Here is a 17,521-nt window from a genome sequence, read left to right on the forward strand (position 1 = left end):
AAAACAGGTGTGATAAATAAAATCACACCTGTTACTTTTTAAAGCTTAAGAACCATGAAGAAATTTACAATTACGATTATTCTTTTTTTTATAGCTCAAATTACCGCTCATGCACATTACTTATGGGTAGATACAGCCAAAGATGGTAAAATTGGTGTTGAACAAAATGTAAAAATACATTACGGTGAATATACATACGGGGCTATTGAAGAAGTAAACAAAGAAGCTTTTACTGCAGTTTCTAAATTTACATTATGGCTAATACACCCAAATGGAAAAAAGGAGAAGTTAAATAGTCTTGCTAAAGAAAATCACTATTTAGCCACTTTTATACCTGCAGAAAATGGTGTTTACACACTAGCATTAGACAATAACAACATTGACGTTATCGACTATACTGCCTATGACTTCGGAATTTTTAAAACCCATTACCACAGTACTGCAAATGTACAAGTAGGTAACACGGTAAATGACATTACAGAAACAAACAAAGAAGGTTTAATTATTAAGGAGCTGCCTTCACAAAACCAAGAAATTTCATTACAAGTTTTATACAAAGGCAAACCATTGGCTAAAAATGAAGTTCAAGTATATGTTGCCGATCAATGGTCTAAAGAACTAGAAACTGATGAAAATGGTATGGTAACATTTAAAATGCCTTGGAGTACAAAATACATTCTTGAAACTACCACAAATGAAGATGTCCCAGGTAACTACAATGGTGAAAAATATGAATTTGTTTGGCACTGTGCCACCTATTGTATCAACAACTAAATGTAACAGATGTTTACAATTATTCTATTACTAACCTTTTTTGGTTTTTATCTGTCTTATGCAACTACCAAGAGGCAAAAAATTGCAATGCATTTAAAAATTGAAGAATGGTGCCAGCAAAATAGTAAAGTAGCAAACTCTTTAGGTTATGTCTTGCTACTTATAGCCTGCTCCCTAACCATACACCAATACGGTTGGGGTTCAGGTATTTTTACTTTTTCGGTGACTTTAATGACTATTGCAAGTCTTAACATAATATTACAGCCACTAAATCTAATTACATACAAAACATTAAGCCCAACCTTTATAATCACATTCTTAATGGAGTTTTTACTTTTTTAATATGCCGGCAAATACTAAATATCTTAATCCGTCTTTTTGGTCACGCTTTTCTAAAATAACAGCCGCTATTCTTGGAGGTTTTATAGTATCTATACTATTCCACTTGGCAATAGCAAGTTGGTTTAATCATGTGAACGTAATCATTACAAGTACTTATAGTTCACTAATACTTTGGGTTGGACTAATAATCATGGCATTTTTAGCCAAAAACGGATGGAAAATTTGGGGCCTATATATACTCATATCCATAATACTATCAATTATAATATTTTACGGTAAAGCATTAAATCCACTTGTATAATGAGTAAAAGAACCTACAATATTCTCTTTCATTTACATACGGTAAGTGGCATTGTCATTAGTGTTGCCCTATATATTATTTTCTTTACTGGTTCCTTTGCCTTCTTTAGAGATGAAATTGCAAATTGGGAACGTGGGCACACCGTTGAAAGTTCAGAAGAAATTAAATTAAATTTTGATGAGACTTTTCAACACCTGTCAAAAGAAAAAAATCTTTATAGTAGAGATGTAGAGTTAATACACTACTATAATGAACAAAATATTGGGGTAAACTTAGGAGCATCTAAAGACACTTTACTTTCTAAAGAAGATATTGCTGGATCTTATTTTTACCTAAATATTAAAGATAAATCTACCACAGATTATGTAAGCTCATATTCTTTAGGTGAGTTTCTTTATAGATTACATTTTTTTGCACAACTTCCGCAACCCTACGGTTACTATTTATCGGGTTTTGTGGCTTTCTTTTTTCTATTTGCCTTAATTACAGGAATCATAGTACATTGGGAAAAAATTATTTCTAATTTCTACGTATTTAGACCTATGTCTAAACTTAAAACAGTTTGGACAGATGCCCATACTGCTTTAGGTGTCATTGGTTTTCCTTTCCAATTCGTTTATGCCGTTACAGGTGCTTTCTTTATGTTAAAACTACTATTAGTAGCACCAACAGCACTAACCCTATATGACGGTGATGATAAAAAACTTTATGCAGATTTAGAATATGCACATCCAGAATTTGATTTTCAAAATACACCATTAGCGAAACCAGTTAGCATAGATGCATTGGTACAACAGGTAAAAGACAATTGGGAAGGTTTTAGAGTTAATGAAGTACACGTTTTTAATTACGGTGACACGAGTATGCATGTATCGGTAAGTGGAAATTTAGCGTACAAGGATAAAATTAATGGATACGGCTACACCATATTTAATGTTGCCAATAATAGTATTCACAGTGTTAAAGACCCAACCAAAAAAACATCATATTTAGATGCCGTAAAGGGTATTTTCTTTAGATTACATTTTGGTGATTACGGCGGATACGGATTACGCATTATATCTTTTATATTAGGATTAATAGGATGTTTTGTAATATTAAGTGGCGTGTTAATTTGGCTAACAGCAAGAAACAAGAAAAACATACCACCCAAAAAAAAGAAATTCAACGAAACTGTAGTTCGCTATTATTTAGCCATATGCTTAAGTCTTTACCCTATAACAGCTTTATCTTTCATTTTAGTACAGGTTATTAACCCTGCGGGAATGAGTTTACTTTATAAATTTTACTTTATAGGTTGGCTCTTAATAACTACCCTATTCATTCTAAAAAAGGATAATTATTTCACCAATAAATACACCCTGCTTTCTGGAAGTATTATTGGTCTAACAATTCCTATTGTTAACGGTATTTGTACCGGAAACTGGATCTGGGTAAGCTATGTAAAAGGCTATGACCAAATTCTTTTTATCGATATATTCTGGATTGTAATTAGCATAATAGGATTATTAATTCTTCGTAAAATGAATGCCTCAAAAAAGATACAAAACCACTGAACATAAACACTTGAAACGAATTTAGCACAACAAATATGTTTAATTCGCTTCATATAAACTATACCACAACAATTTATCTACTCAGAACTATTTGCGCTAGCTGATTTCTAAAGACACCGATGATTTTTTAATTAAAATTAGGATATAATCAATATTTTAATTTAACTTTGTATTTCAAAGTACTTTAACATGGAGACAAATAAGTATCTAAACGACATTACTGAAATTAAGAATATAATGAATCGTTCTTCACGGTTTATTTCCTTAAGCGGACTCTCAGGTGTACTTGCCGGAATCTATGCTTTGATCGGAGCTGCCTTTGCTTATGTAAAACTAAAAGATACCTCAGCTGCCAATTACGAAAACTTTTCAGGTAGGTCTTCATCTCTATCAGGTTCCACTGTTGTTAGTGATTTAACTTTAATTGCCATTGCAGTGCTGGTTGCCGCAGTAATAACAGGATTCATCATGACCCTAAAGAAATCTAAAAAAAGCGGCGAGAAAATTTGGGACAGTACCAGTAAACGACTAGTATTCAACTTTGCCATACCATTGGTAGTTGGCGGATTTTTTTGCTTAGTACTTATGCAACAAGGCGCAGCAGGTCTAGTTGCTCCTGCAACCTTAATTTTTTACGGTTTGGCTTGTGTAAACGCAAGCAAGTATACCATGGGCGATGTTCGCTATATGGGTTTAGCATTTATAGGAATAGGATTAGTTAGTACTCAATTTATAGGATATGGATTGTATTTTTGGGCTTTAGGATTTGGTGTTTGCCATATTCTCTACGGTTCTTTAATGTATTACAAGTACGATAGAAATTAATATTAGCGCAGCTAAAGCTATATGAGTTTAATTGATAACATAAACAAAGCTTTTGACCACCGAATAAGACTGGGTATTATGTCTATTCTAATGGTGAACGATTATGCTGACTTTAAAATGCTAAAAGAGCTTTTAGGTGCTACCGATGGCAATTTAGCCAGTCACACCAAAGCACTTGAAAAGGAAGAATATTTAAAAGTGGAAAAGCAATTTATTGGTCGTAAACCAAATACTCGCTACTCTGCAACCCCACTTGGCAAAGCACAGTTTAAGAAGCACATTAATGCTTTAGAAAAACTAATAGGTAAGTAGTATATTTTTTTATCAATTTACTTTGAAATTCAAAGTACTTTTAAAACAAGAAAGAATGAGAGCAGTCATTTTAGAAAAATTAAATAATTGGAGTGTGGTACCCTATCAATACTTTAAGAAAAATGAAGCTTGGCAATTTAATGCTGAAGAGTTAAAAGAATATCCAAGCGACTCATTAGGCTATCATATGGGCAAATTTCTTATTGCCAACAGCTTTCAGTTACAAGAAAAACTAGAGAGTCATGATGTATTTCATGTACTCACCGGAACCGGAATTACGGTTCCTGAAGAAATAAGCATGCAGTTTTATTTAATGGGAAATGGAAAAAGAAGTCTTTATTTATTCACGGTCATATGTATTGGCTCTATGCTGTATCCGGAGTATTGGAGGTTCTTTAAATTGAAATACGCGTGTGGTAAATCTGCACTGCCATTTCATCAATTAGAGTTTCAAAAGCTGCTGAACCAACCCATCAAACGGATAAAATCCACATTTTTAATTCCTTAAAATCATGATACTAGAACTATCTAAAATTTCAAAAACACGTAAGACAGTACACCTGATTCTTGGATACTATCTCTTATTAATAATCGCAAAAATCAAATCATTAATAACCTTTTAAATATATCATATTATGAATATTCATATAAAATCACTCTTATCTGCTTTAGCTTTTAGTTTACTATTCTACAGTAAAAGCTTTGGACTAAATTTATTTCTTATATCCATTTTAGTAGTGGTACTTGTTTCTACCTTAAAAGAAACTAGAACCATGTCTTGGGGCTATGCACTTACCTATATTATTACTTCAATCTTTGTATTCATTAACCCAACGGGGTTTAGCATATTTGTTCATTTCATGGCATTAATGGTGTTTATAGGAAAGTCCATATCAAGCAAAACCTCATTATACCTATCCTGGTTACTTGGGTTTACTAATTTATTGGTTGCGTCTATCGCAAATTTCATTCAAAGACAAAATTCAGTAGAAGAAAAAGATGTAAAGAAAGTGACTTCACCAAAACTGTTGAACCGCTTAAAAGGTGGCTTCTTTGCTGGTATTCTACTCATCTTATTTGCGATGCTTTATAAAAATGCCAATCCCGTTTTTGGAAACCTTCTGGATCAGATTAATTTTGATTTTATAAGCATCCCGTGGGTATTCTTTACATTTCTGGGGTATGTTATATTTCTAAACATTTTACGCCCATTAGATGCACAAGAATTAATAACAGTTGATGCGTCTCAGAAAAACGAATTGGAGACTCCGACCGAAATAGAAATTATTGGGCAAAAAAAGCAATTAGAAAGTGAGCATACCTTAGGCTCATTTATATTTATCGCCCTTAATTTTTTACTGGTATTCTTTTTAGTAACTGACGGAATTTACCTGTTCCAAAAAGGCGACATTTCTAATGCAGAATATTCGGCATCCGTACACCAAGGGGTGTATGCGTTAATGTTCTCTATAGTATTAGCCATCATATTAATTCTATATTTCTTTAGAGGAAACCTCAATTTTTATAAAGAAAATACGCAAATAAAAACGCTTACCTACGTTTGGATCTCTCTAAATATTTTACTAATCGTTTTTACATCTTACAAGAACTTCACCTATGTTGAAGCCTTAGGTCTTACCTACAAACGTATTGGCGTATTCGTATACTTACTACTTACCCTTACCGGCTTAATTACAGCGTATATCAAAGTGGCAGAAGTAAAAAGCTTTGTTTATTTAGTGCGTACTAACATCGCAACAGTATTTGTTTTTCTAGTACTAAGCGCTGCAGTGCCTTGGGATAAAACTATTACGTATTTCAATTTAAGTACACTAGAAAATCCTGATGTTCATTACCTCATCGATTTAGGAGATACCAATAGCATTCAATTATATAACTATGCTAAAGAGAAAAAAGTCAATTATGATCTTAATATTAGTATTCAAGAAAAGTATGACGAATACCTTACCCTACAATCAGAAAAGACATGGCAAGAATATACGTTTGCCCAACTAGCTAAAAACGATACAAAATGATGGTTTTATTTAAACATAAATGGAACCGTAGAATTGTGAGGGTAGTTTCATTGTATTTTCTACTCTCAACTTTACTACTGTGTATTGCCTTAATACCAGAAACTGAGTTTACTATCCTTGTTGGTATTATATTATATCTCAGCTATATCATCGTTACCTGTATAGCGTTGATTATAATTTTGGTAAATATTTTAAGGTATTCGAAAGATATACAAGAGCATACCATGGCGCTTATCTTACTAATTATGAATTACCCAATAAGTAAGCTTTATATCTATTTAACAAACGCCTAAAATTTCAACACATGAAATTCAAATTCAACCGTATCTATTTTATATATTTTCTTGCACTACTAGGAATTGAAATCTTAATTGCCATATTTTTAAAATCCGGCTTTATTCGACACACATTCGGAGATTACCTGGTAGTCATTCTCATGTTTTTCTTTTTTAAATCTTTTTGGAAGGCAAATGATATTACCATAGGTATTGTCACCTTACTAATTGCTTATGCCATCGAATTTTTACAGCTAACCAAAATGCTTAGCTATTTCGGGCTAGAACATTCTAAATGGGCAAACTTAGTCTTCGGAAACTATTTCAGCATTCAAGATTTATTGGCATACACCCTAGGTATACTTACCGTAACCAGTTTAGAAATCAAAAAACGATTCTTACTAAAACAACATATAAATTAAAATGAGACCTCTATTTATTCTTTACCATCAACATAATCTTGTAGATATGCATAACGTTCTGTAAGCTTTCCATTTTGGGTCATTCTAGCTCTTTCAAGAACGCCATCTTTATCGTTGTTAAAAAATGCAGGAATCACATTTTTAATAAAAGCCTCACCGAAACCTTCACTTGCGTCTCTAGGTAATTCACACGGTAAATTATCTACCGCCATAACTGCCATGGCATCAGAATTCTTAAAATCTATTTCAGACTCAGAACCAGGGTGATACCCGTAAATTGGATCTGCAATAGTTGATGGTTTAATAGTAGAAGCAACCGGACCGTCAATATCACAACTTATATCGGCAACAACTTGAATTTTAAAATCTTCATGTTTGGCATCTTCCCTAGTAAACAAATAAGGAGCGCCTTGACCATAAAAATGACCAGCAATATAGAAATCGGTCACCTTGGCAAATCTGAAAAAGTTAGATTTATATTCTTCTGGGTTCGCAAAAAAGTCGGCTTTATTACCACGAACTCCGTCCTTACGCTTATTATACTCACCTGCATCAATTTGGCAATATACAGGCTCATTAAATGTCTCCTCTAAGTATTCGGCAACATTCACCCTTCTCATTCCCATACCATCCAACATTTCTCTGGCACCATTCCCTACCCTACCTCTACCGGTAAGCAGTACTTTGATTGCAGGTAATCTTAATTTCTTTAGTTCATTTATTAAAGCCTCTTGATCTTCTAAATCATTAGCCTTCGGTAATTGAAATAAACCAAATTTGAGTCCGTATGCTCTAAATCCATTATAAGCACCAACAATACCAGCATATCTACCAAAAGCAACAACGCGCTGTTCTTGCTTGTTGGTAATAACCTCATGGTCGTACATTTCAATATTCTTCTCTAATATAGCTTGAAGTAAATCTCTATTATAAGGTTGCTTTTTAATGGTATGTGAAAAGAAAAAGTACTTTTTATTCGGAATTAGCGCATCAATCGGCACCTCTTTAACACCTAATAGCACTTCGCAATCATTCATTTCATCGGCTACGGATACGCCCAAAGCTTTATAGGCATCATCGGCATACGCTCTAATAGGCGAAGATTCTACAATAATTTCAGCCTTAGGAAATGTATTTAGGACTTTTTGACATGCTTTAGGAGATAGAACAACACGCTTATCTGGCGGATTCTTACGTTCTCTGATGATTCCGAACTTCATATGGGTTTGGTATAAATATTGCACTAAATTATGCAATAAGAAACACTTGGCTTAGGTCAAAATAAAAATTATATGGGATCGTAAAGTTTTGTTAGCTTTGCTGCCCGCTATTTAATAGTTGAAGTCGATTGAATTGATGCAGCTATTATTTAGATTAGGAAGTTCTTTTACATATTGGGGCCGACCGGTTTTGACAGCGAGACCAGTTGGAATGTAAGCATGTCGAGCGCTGAGAAACAGCTCGTTAATCTCATTTTTCACACTTTTAATTGGCGAAAATAATTACGCTCTTGCCGCTTAATCCGAATTATAGTAGGTTTTAGCCTCGTCCCTACCAGGTAGGGAAGCGAGATGTTCCTGAATAGCCCTTGTTGATGGCGATTCTTATAGGAGCACCAGAAAAGTCAACATAAGGGTGTCCGCTCGCTTTGGCGACACCACCAAAATCTTAAGAAGATAAGTGTGTATTGGGCGGCTTCTGGTCAGGTACGCATCGAAAATTAATCAGATTCTAAACATGTAGAAAGCATTTTAATTGCTTGTTTGGACGAGGGTTCGAATCCCTCCGGCTCCACGATTAAGCGCAATTGGTTTGCGCTTTAGAACATAAAAAGTCCGACAAGTTTACTTGATCGGACTTTATTGTTTTAAAGAGTCTGGCCATTTTTTTGGACAGTCAATTGCATTTACAGAACGTGAGCTAGCTGGTAACACCGTAAGGTAATCCTCCGGCTCCACTAATAAAAACCACCTTCTGGGTGGTTTTTATCGTTACACCTGCAGGATTCGAAAGCCAGCACATCAGCTCGCACCATGCTAAAAAGGTCTGCTAGACCTTTTATTAACGCAAGGTCGTCTCCAGATCCACTAATAACAACCACCCTGAAGGTGGTTTTTCACTTTTAATCTATTCGTACAATTTATACAGCTATTTTACTCATCGCAATAATATCATTCAAATTTTTAGCAATTAAAGGTTTTGAGATAAAATCACGAACCAACTCATAACTTCTTCCTTTTTTGATTTCAGATTGATCAAAATGAGAACTCACAATAAATACTTGCGGTTTATTACTGAAAGTTAATTTTTGGAATTTATCTAAAAACTGCCAACCGTTCATAACTGGCATATTTAAATCTAGTAAGATAATATCAGGCATTCTCTGACCACTTTTCAAAAGAGAAGTTAAATTATTTAAAGCCTCATAACCATCTTCATAAACTAGAATATTAGCACTCACAAAGTTATTGTGGTTCAAAAGAATTTTAGTGCCATAAACACAAATGGGGTCGTCATCTATAATACAAACTGTGTCAACTTTCATATCAATTCATTTTTTGGGAAAACTTTATATAATAAATATACGTTATAATAATTTTAACAAGATAAAACTTACAAATTAATTTTACTAAAAACTAATATTTATCATATAAAAGTCAATTTTGAGTATTTAAATTTTCATTTAAAAAGCATGAAATCAACTCAAAATCAGCCATTTACTACTGATAATTTACGAAAATCAAAAAATAATACGAAAGAATTTCACAAAAAGAATACTTAGTATCTTAATACAGTAAGAAAATATTCTTCATAAAAAAATACATTTGTTTTTATGTATTGAAAGAAAATATTAAAGAGTTCTAACTTTTAACACTTTCAAATAAAATAGTCAAAAATTACAAGCACTAAAGATTATGATGGAAGCTGCTAGTATATAAATGACAATCTTTTTAATCACACCAAATAAGAACTACCTAGCATTTATATTCTATATAAATCATCTAATCCGTTTTAATAAAATTTCTTCTCAACGATTAGCATTAAGTGTCAAAAAAATGTGGACTCCAATAATTAATTAACTACAGCTAAAACTATATATAACTCATTATCTGTAAAACCATTAAATGCATATTTAAAAATCAACCAAAAACCTAGGTTACGAACAAATGTGAATTACATTGTTATCAACATGCTTATATCTATTTCATTTAATTACGCAGTTGAAACGCTTTTTTATTTATTTTTGGATTCTACCAAAACCAACCATGACTGAAAATATTAGACAAATGTTCAGTAAAATGAACGACGAAACTCGCAATGAAGCGCTTCTACTTTTGAAGTCAGAGTTTAATTTGGAAAGCACCAAATACGTTAAAAAAAACTGGATTATTGGTGGTCGTATTCCTGAAAAGAATCAAGAGAAAATTGTTCTGATTTTTCAGAATCTTCTAAGGACTCAGGTTTTTAGAATCAATGAGATTACAGTTCAACTTTAATTTACACTTAACTTCCTACTATATTTAACCTGTAATATAGAGCATAAAAAAACCGATACACTATGAGGATGTACCGGTTGTTCAACTAACTCAAACTTATTCTAAACTCGATGCAAAGATGCATTCAATTATTAATTTCAAGTTTATCTAAACATCAAAGTAACTTTAAATTCTTTGTCTTTTGAAGTTTATTTAGCAGATACATAGCATACCTCAGCAATAAAAAGAATTTAAAATCACCTTTCAATATACGCCAACTAGAACATACACATTACGCTATGGTCATAAAAAATTCTACTCATAATTTTAACCAACAATGATATAGTCAATCAAGAAACCTAAGTCGAGTAAAAAAAAAGGTATGACTTTCAATTTTATATTAAATAATCAAAATAATTCTACATACAATATAAGTCAATTCACTTATATTATGCCGTATTTATGTTATCAACAATAAGTGTTAATAACATTTATGTGCATTTCATCGAATAAAACCAACTTTTCGTCGTTAATGAATAAAGTTTAAATATTTTCGAAATGAGCTAATAAAATAGCGAGATAATTTTTACCACCAATTACATGAAATTATACCCTACCAAAATCTTTTTCGTCCCTGTAGCAATTATTTTCCTATTAAGTTTATCTTCTTGCGGGAAGGATTATGACCTAGTTTCAGAGTACGTAGTTCGAGATAACACTGAAACAGTGATTTCTAACAACACCACCAACAACTTAGGAGTTATGGTTATTGATAATGGAAATTCTGTAAAATAGAAATACACGCAGTATTATTTAACTTACTTTATTTACCCGCTATTAATACCAACTTATTTTGCATTGTATTAAAAGCTAGAAATCTTATCTAGCTCTTTTTGGAGACCAAAATCTTCATCTTTTAGTGACACCTATATATTTACTAAGTATTAAAATGAATACGCTCTACACTTATTAGTAAATAAGCTTAGGTTGCCCAATAAACATCTATATTTTAGTCAAATGCTAAACATAAAAGAGATACACCTCTATTAATGCATTTTCTGCTAACTTTACAGCTCTAAATTATTCTTCTCTTTTTGTATACGATAATTGACATAGAAACTACCGGGAACGGAATTAAAGGAAATAGAATTACCGAAATTTCCATTTTTAAATATGATGGTCACGAGGTAATTGATGAGTTTACTTCTTTGGTAAATCCGGAATGCGCGATACCCGCCTTTATAACCGGGCTTACAGGTATTGACAATGACATGGTACGGAATGCTCCGATGTTAGAAGAACTGATTCCACAGATCGTAGAAATTACCAAAGACACCATTTTTGTAGCCCACAGTGTCAATTTTGACTACAATGTTATCAAAAATGAGTTTAAACTTTTGGGACATGATTTCTCTAGAAAGAAACTATGTACCGTTCGTTTATCAAGAAAATTATTACCTGGCTACAACTCCTACAGTTTAGGAAAGTTAACCGCTGCGTTAGGTATACCTTTAACAGACCGACACCGAGCAAGAGGTGATGCACATGCTACCGTACTTTTATTTCATAAACTACTGAGAGCTGAAAATGCCGAATCCGTTTTTAAACAATTCTTGAATTCAAAATCTCAAGAAGCTACTTTACCACCTGGGTTACCAAAAGAAGAATATCTAAAACTCCCTACCACAGCAGGCGTATATTATTTTAAAGACAGTAAGGGGAAAATTATATATGTAGGTAAAGCCAAGAACATTAAAAAAAGAGTGCTTAGTCATTTTTACGACAAAAAAACAAAAGAGATTACGCTGTGTGCAGAAACTACCTCATTAGATTTTGAAGAGACCGGTAATGAACTGATTGCCTTACTAAAAGAATCTGCCGAAATTAAACACCACTACCCTAAATACAACAATGCACAAAAAAGGTCTATTCAACAATACGGCATTTTCAAATATGAAGATCGTAATGGTATTATACATCTTGCGTTCAACAAAATAAAGATGACTCCGAATCCTGTTGCTATTTGCTATAGCCCTACAGAAGCTAGACAGTATTTAGAAACCCTGTGCAGCACTTTTGAGCTTTGTCCTAAGTATTGCCATCTGCAAGAAAATGTGACCGTATGCTCACACTACAAAATCAAACAATGCATTGGCATTTGTTCAGATCTAGATATGGTAGAAGAATACAATCAACGGGTTAACGACGCCTTACAGAGCATTAAGGAAGTGGAAGCTACCCTTGTTATAAGAACCAACGGTAGAAATATGGATGAAAACGGATTTGTAGTCATCAGAGAAAACAATTATGCCGGCTATGGCTTTGCACCTAACGATGTAGCCATAGAACAAATTGAAGATCTTGAGATGTTCATTACGCCACAAAAAAATACGCTGGAGACCCAGCGTATTGTAGAAAGTTATTTGAGAAAAAATCCTGATTCAGTAGTTGTCATTTAAACACAGTGGTTACTTTATTCGTTCATTTTATTATACATCCTAATAATAAAGAGTAACCACACCAGGAATATGATGCTTATGACAATTGAATAAATAAGGACGAATTCCACTATTTTTTATACTTTAAGTAGTTCATAAAACCAAGAATTGTCGGTGCCCAAAAAGCTATAAAAATAGCATCTAGTTTTTTACCGGATAAAAAGAGAACCTCCGATACGATAATTATAGAAATTACAACTAACAACAAAACAATATTCATTAAGCCAACTCGCTCTATAAAATTTTTCAACATAGCTCTAATTAAAATCTCTTAAACATATTAAACTAATTGTAAACGCAACCAATGTATTTACAATGTTGTTGGGCAAACGTAATCTGTCTTCTCTAAATCTTCGTTTTTAAGTGCTCCATATCCACCTTTAACGTCAATAAGATTGTGAATTCCTCTACTTTTTAAAATAGACGATGCTATTACCGAACGGTATCCCCCAGCACAGTGAACCAAAAATTCTCCCTTCTCAGGAAATTCAGATAAATGCTTGTTCAATTCGCTCAACGGCGTATGTACTGCACCTACTAAGTGCTCACTTTGGTACTCACCATCTTTACGAACATCGAAAATAACAACATTGCCTTTATCAATAAGGGTTTTAGCTTCTGATGCAGTTATAGATGTTATTTGGTCAATTTGTTTACCAGCAGCTTGCCAAGCCTCAATTCCGCCTTTTAAATATCCTATGGCAGAATCAAAACCAACACGCGATAATCTGGTAATTGCTTCCTCTTCTTTTCCCTCAGGTATCACCAATAACAAAGGTTGTTTGGTATCAGCAATTAAATCACCCACCCACGGAGCAAAATCACCATTAAGTCCAATAAATATAGATCTCGGTATATGACCTTTTACAAATTCGTCTTGATGTCTTACATCTAATACCAAAGCTTCCGTATCGTTCGCTGCTTTTTCAAACTCATTGGGTGACAACTCAACATTACCACGATCCAGTACATCACCAATATCTTCATAACCTTCCTTATTCATCTTTACGTTCAAAGGAAAATATTTAGGCGGTGGCAACAGACCATCGGTTACTTCTTTTACAAATTCTTCTTTGGTCATATCTGCCCTAAGAGCATAATTCATTTTTTTCTGATTCCCCAAGGTATCGACCGTTTCCTTCATCATATTCTTACCACATGCAGAACCTGCACCATGAGCAGGGTACACAATAATATCATCTGCCAACGGCATAATTTTAGTACGTAAACTATCGAACAACGTACCAGCCAATTGCTCTTGGGTCATATCCGCAGATTTCTGAGCTAAATCCGGTCTACCTACATCACCTAAAAACAAAGTGTCTCCTGAGAAAATTGCATGGTCTTTACCATTTTCATCTCTTAACAAATAGGTAGTACTTTCCATTGTATGCCCAGGTGTATGCAAAACCTTAAACGTAATCTTACCTAATTTAAATTCTTGTCCGTCTTTGGCAATAATAGCATCGAAAGAAGGGTTTGCTGTAGGACCGTAAATTATTGGCGAACCAGTTTCTTTTGAAAGCGTTACGTGCCCACTTACAAAATCTGCATGAAAATGAGTTTCAAATATATACTTGATTTTTGCATTGTCGTTTTCGGCTCTTTTCACATACGGACTCACCTCACGCAATGGATCAATAATCGCTACTTCACCATCACTCTCAATATAATATGCTCCTTGAGCCAAACAACCTGTATATATCTGTTCTATATTCATTCTATAATTTTAATTTTCACAATATCTCTTCACCTTTAAGGTACGAGATTTATTTAATTTAGGCTTCTTTTTGCCCTAGCCATTCTACTATTTTCATAAGCTACTTTTGCAGCCAATAATGAAATTTCATTTGGGTCATCAAAGAAATCAACTGCTTCTTTCGTTTTTACGAATAAAAACTCTCGCTGCAATTCTTTAATGATTCCGGTATTAAAAATGATATCTCGTGTTGGTCCAATGGCTCCTGCAATAAAAAACTGAAGTCCTCTTTCACGAATATCATGTATTAACTTCGATAGCATATCTGCCGCGGTAGCATCTATATAATTTATAGATTCAGCATTCAGAATAATCCCTTTTAAACCAGGGCTTTTTGCTTTAATATGTTTTAATAACTGTTTTTTAAAATAGGCAGAATTACCAAAGTATAATTGCGAATCAAATCGAACTATTAAAAGATCATTACGCACCACCACCTCATCTGCAAAACGAATAACATTTTTATAATAGTCAGAATTACCAATATTACCTATCTCTACAAAATGCGGTTTTGACGTTCTATATACCATTAACAATAAAGAGCACAGCACACCAATTAGAATACCTTCTGTTATACCTATAAATAGTGTGATTATAAAAGTAATCAGCATTATAAAAAACTCATCTTTTCTATTAAGCCATAGATGTTTAAAATAAGGTATATCAATAAGTTTTACTACAGACACCATAATAATACTTGCCAATATAGCATTGGGCAAATATTGAAATAACGGCGTTAAAAATAACAAGGTCAGCACTACCAATATAACACTGAATATTGCCGAAAGATTCGTTTTTGTACCAGCATCATAACTAATGGCGGATCTAGAAAAACTTGCCGTAACTGGGTAACCTTGAAAAAAAGAACCAACAATATTTGACGAACCAATAGCTATTAATTCTTGGTTAGCATCTATAGTATCTTCACCTGTTTTATCTTCTATGGCCTTACCAATAGAAATAGCTTCTAGATAACCCACCAAAGCTAAAGCGATGGCAATAGGCGCTAATTTTTCCATGTCTACAACATCTAAGGTCGGCATGACAAAAGATGGAAATCCGCTAGTGACTTCACCTACTAATTTAACACCATAGACATCAAGCTGAAATTGATAGACAGCCAAGATACCTAACACTACTATTATTAATATTCCAGGTATATTTTTATTCCATTTTTTAAATCCTAAAAGCAAAGCAATACCAACAAGACCAATACTAAAATCTACCCAATTGATTTCTCCTAGCTTATCAAAAATATTAAATACGGTTTCATAGATTTTATTGCTCCCTGGCACAGAAACACCTAATAAGTGTTTCAACTGACTTAATACTATAATTATCGCTGCCGCGGATGTAAAGCCACTAATAACGGGTTTAGACAGAAAATTGACTAAAAACCCCATTCGCAATACACCTAACAGAAACTGAATACAACCCACCATTAGGGTAAGCAACACAACCATTATAATGTAGTTTTCTACACCGGTAATTGCCAAAGTTCCCAAACCTACGGCAACCAATAACGAATCCATCGCTACAGGACCTACGGCTATCTTTCGTGATGTTCCTAAAAGTGCATAGGTAAGTATAGGAAATAATGAAGCATACAAACCATGAACTGGCGGTAATCCTGCAATCATTGCATACGCCATACCTTGCGGCACCAATACGATACCCACAGTAAGACCAGCCAACAAATCTTTAATGAAGTAAGCTTTTTTATAGGTTGAAACCCATTCCAAAAAAGGGAAAATGTTTTTCACTTTGTAAATTTAATCAATTCAGAGGGCACTAATGCGAAATTAAAACGATAACATTAGGCATTCAAAAGCCTATTAAACTCTAATGCTTTATCTACCCAAAAATCAAGATCATCTTCGGTGTCAAATCCGTCGGGACCTATGAATAGAAAACCGCGCAAGGGTTTGCCCGTAAAGTCCATTGGTCTGCTACCCGGTTTATTTAGTAGTTCTTCATAATTCAATTTACCAACACGCACCATTAGCTTATCTTCTTCGCTTTTTTTGTCGAACATAACACCAATGCACATTTTACCATTGACCATAAAGGTAAGGCCGCCCATCATTTTCTTCTCCTCTAATTTGCCTTTACCTTTTAAACGAGGCCTTACCCTATCTGCCAAATACTCGCTATATGCCATTATTTAGAAATTTAGATCTTCTAGCTGAAGTTCCTTGTACACTACTTCTTGGGCAATTGATTCTATATTTCCTGAATAGCTTTTACCACGCAGTTTGCCTACAGTATGTGCTTGCAATACTACATTGCCATTAGAGCTCAGCAGCCCTCTTAATTCTTTTTCAAAATCTGCAGATGAGCTTAGCCACTCCTCTTCCATCTCATTTGCTAACATTAAAGGCATACGTGGTTCTTTCAGTTTAGGGTTATTATGAATTTTAGTCATCATACCAATACCTACCGTAGTTACAATTGAGAATGAATTGATGATACCACCATGCTCAGGATGTATCCACTCAGACCACAATGCAGCTAACGCTATAGGTTCATTATTTTTTCGGTGGATGAAAAACGGATAGGTATTATTATTAAAATGGTGATGCTCGTAAAATCCATCGACATAGAATATACAGCGCTTTTCATTGGCAGCATCTCTAAAAGCAGGTTTCTCGAAAATGGTTTCTACCCGAGCATTCAAGGTACTGTTCCAAATTTTCTTTTGTTGTTCCACACTATTTACCCAATACGGAATAAGCCCCCAAGTAGCTACCATAGGGTAAAACGGATCTTCGTTTGTATAGATTAAAACCTCAGGATGCGAAAACCCCGATGCATGGTGAAGCGGTAAATCGGTCAACGGTCCAAGTTTTTCAACAATCTCGTCGATTGCCTTTAAATCTTGACTTCTCTTTGCCCTTTTTAATTGCGCCTCTAAGCTGGTTTTTACATCATAGCACATACACTAC

At 33.9% G+C, this 17,521-nt stretch carries 16 protein-coding genes and 1 other RNA gene; 11 read left to right on the forward strand and 6 right to left on the reverse strand.

Annotated elements, in window-relative coordinates:
* Positions 1-54: 54 nt before the first annotated feature.
* From Q0871_RS08190 to Q0871_RS08225, 7 genes are all read left to right on the forward strand, one after another.
* Positions 55-774 carry a DUF4198 domain-containing protein gene (locus Q0871_RS08190; protein ID WP_299320893.1) on the forward strand — a complete coding sequence of 240 codons (720 nt, stop codon included), beginning with the start codon at positions 55-57 and terminating at the stop codon, positions 772-774.
* Positions 775-1,416: 642 nt separating this feature from the next.
* A complete protein-coding gene (locus Q0871_RS08200; protein ID WP_299320897.1) occupies positions 1,417-2,973 on the forward strand; it encodes a PepSY domain-containing protein in 1,557 nt (518 codons plus the stop codon).
* A gap of 189 nt (positions 2,974-3,162) precedes the next feature.
* Positions 3,163-3,798 carry a hypothetical protein gene (locus Q0871_RS08205; protein WP_299320901.1) on the forward strand — a complete coding sequence of 212 codons (636 nt, stop codon included), beginning with the start codon at positions 3,163-3,165 and terminating at the stop codon, positions 3,796-3,798.
* A gap of 21 nt (positions 3,799-3,819) precedes the next feature.
* Complete coding sequence (locus tag Q0871_RS08210) at positions 3,820-4,110, forward strand: transcriptional regulator (protein WP_299320904.1); 291 nt, start codon at positions 3,820-3,822, stop codon at positions 4,108-4,110.
* A gap of 55 nt (positions 4,111-4,165) precedes the next feature.
* Positions 4,166-4,618, forward strand: coding sequence for a Coq4 family protein (locus Q0871_RS08215; RefSeq protein WP_299320907.1), 453 nt, complete (start codon positions 4,166-4,168; stop codon positions 4,616-4,618).
* Positions 4,619-4,745: 127 nt separating this feature from the next.
* A complete protein-coding gene (locus Q0871_RS08220) occupies positions 4,746-6,146 on the forward strand; it encodes a DUF4173 domain-containing protein (RefSeq protein WP_299320910.1) in 1,401 nt (466 codons plus the stop codon).
* 304 nt (positions 6,147-6,450) lie between these two features.
* On the forward strand, positions 6,451-6,843 hold the full coding sequence (locus Q0871_RS08225; protein ID WP_299320913.1) for a DUF2809 domain-containing protein: 393 nt from the start codon (positions 6,451-6,453) through the stop codon (positions 6,841-6,843).
* A gap of 14 nt (positions 6,844-6,857) precedes the next feature.
* Here the strand turns inward: Q0871_RS08225 and Q0871_RS08230 are convergent, their stop codons facing one another.
* Positions 6,858-8,063 (reverse strand): NAD(P)-dependent oxidoreductase, encoded by a 1,206-nt coding sequence (locus Q0871_RS08230; protein ID WP_299320914.1) that lies wholly within the window; start codon positions 8,061-8,063, stop codon positions 6,858-6,860.
* A gap of 176 nt (positions 8,064-8,239) precedes the next feature.
* Between Q0871_RS08230 and ssrA the strand changes: the two genes are divergently transcribed.
* Positions 8,240-8,640: a transfer-messenger RNA gene (ssrA, locus tag Q0871_RS08235) on the forward strand.
* A gap of 343 nt (positions 8,641-8,983) precedes the next feature.
* On the opposite strand, the gene Q0871_RS08240 is transcribed toward ssrA, so the two are convergent.
* Positions 8,984-9,388 (reverse strand): response regulator, encoded by a 405-nt coding sequence (locus Q0871_RS08240; protein ID WP_299320917.1) that lies wholly within the window; start codon positions 9,386-9,388, stop codon positions 8,984-8,986.
* 721 nt (positions 9,389-10,109) lie between these two features.
* Here Q0871_RS08240 and Q0871_RS08245 point away from each other — a divergent pair.
* The 3 genes from Q0871_RS08245 (at position 10,110) to Q0871_RS08255 (ending at position 12,778) form a co-directional block, all read left to right on the forward strand.
* Positions 10,110-10,340: a hypothetical protein gene (locus Q0871_RS08245; RefSeq protein ID WP_299320920.1), complete on the forward strand. Its 231-nt coding sequence runs from the start codon at positions 10,110-10,112 to the stop codon at positions 10,338-10,340.
* Positions 10,341-10,919: 579 nt separating this feature from the next.
* Positions 10,920-11,114, forward strand: a complete 195-nt coding sequence (locus Q0871_RS08250; RefSeq protein ID WP_299320923.1) for a hypothetical protein — start codon at positions 10,920-10,922, stop codon at positions 11,112-11,114.
* A gap of 299 nt (positions 11,115-11,413) precedes the next feature.
* Positions 11,414-12,778 carry an exonuclease domain-containing protein gene (locus Q0871_RS08255; protein ID WP_299320926.1) on the forward strand — a complete coding sequence of 455 codons (1,365 nt, stop codon included), beginning with the start codon at positions 11,414-11,416 and terminating at the stop codon, positions 12,776-12,778.
* A 349-nt stretch (positions 12,779-13,127) separates the two neighbouring features.
* On the opposite strand, the gene Q0871_RS08260 is transcribed toward Q0871_RS08255, so the two are convergent.
* Genes Q0871_RS08260 through Q0871_RS08275 form a run of 4 tightly spaced genes read right to left on the reverse strand, consistent with a single transcriptional unit; the run spans position 13,128 to position 17,514 of the window.
* Positions 13,128-14,537 (reverse strand): rhodanese-like domain-containing protein, encoded by a 1,410-nt coding sequence (locus tag Q0871_RS08260; RefSeq protein WP_299320930.1) that lies wholly within the window; start codon positions 14,535-14,537, stop codon positions 13,128-13,130.
* 53 nt (positions 14,538-14,590) lie between these two features.
* The gene (locus Q0871_RS08265; RefSeq protein ID WP_299320933.1) at positions 14,591-16,339 is read right to left on the reverse strand and encodes a SulP family inorganic anion transporter; all 1,749 of its coding nucleotides are present in this window, start codon (positions 16,337-16,339) and stop codon (positions 14,591-14,593) included.
* 53 nt (positions 16,340-16,392) lie between these two features.
* On the reverse strand, positions 16,393-16,737 hold the full coding sequence (locus Q0871_RS08270; RefSeq protein WP_299320936.1) for a TfoX/Sxy family protein: 345 nt from the start codon (positions 16,735-16,737) through the stop codon (positions 16,393-16,395).
* 3 nt (positions 16,738-16,740) lie between these two features.
* Positions 16,741-17,514, reverse strand: coding sequence for an SOS response-associated peptidase (locus tag Q0871_RS08275; protein WP_299320939.1), 774 nt, complete (start codon positions 17,512-17,514; stop codon positions 16,741-16,743).
* Positions 17,515-17,521: the final 7 nt, after the last annotated feature.

This window comes from uncultured Maribacter sp. (genome assembly GCF_947500985.1).
Classification (GTDB): domain Bacteria; phylum Bacteroidota; class Bacteroidia; order Flavobacteriales; family Flavobacteriaceae; genus Maribacter.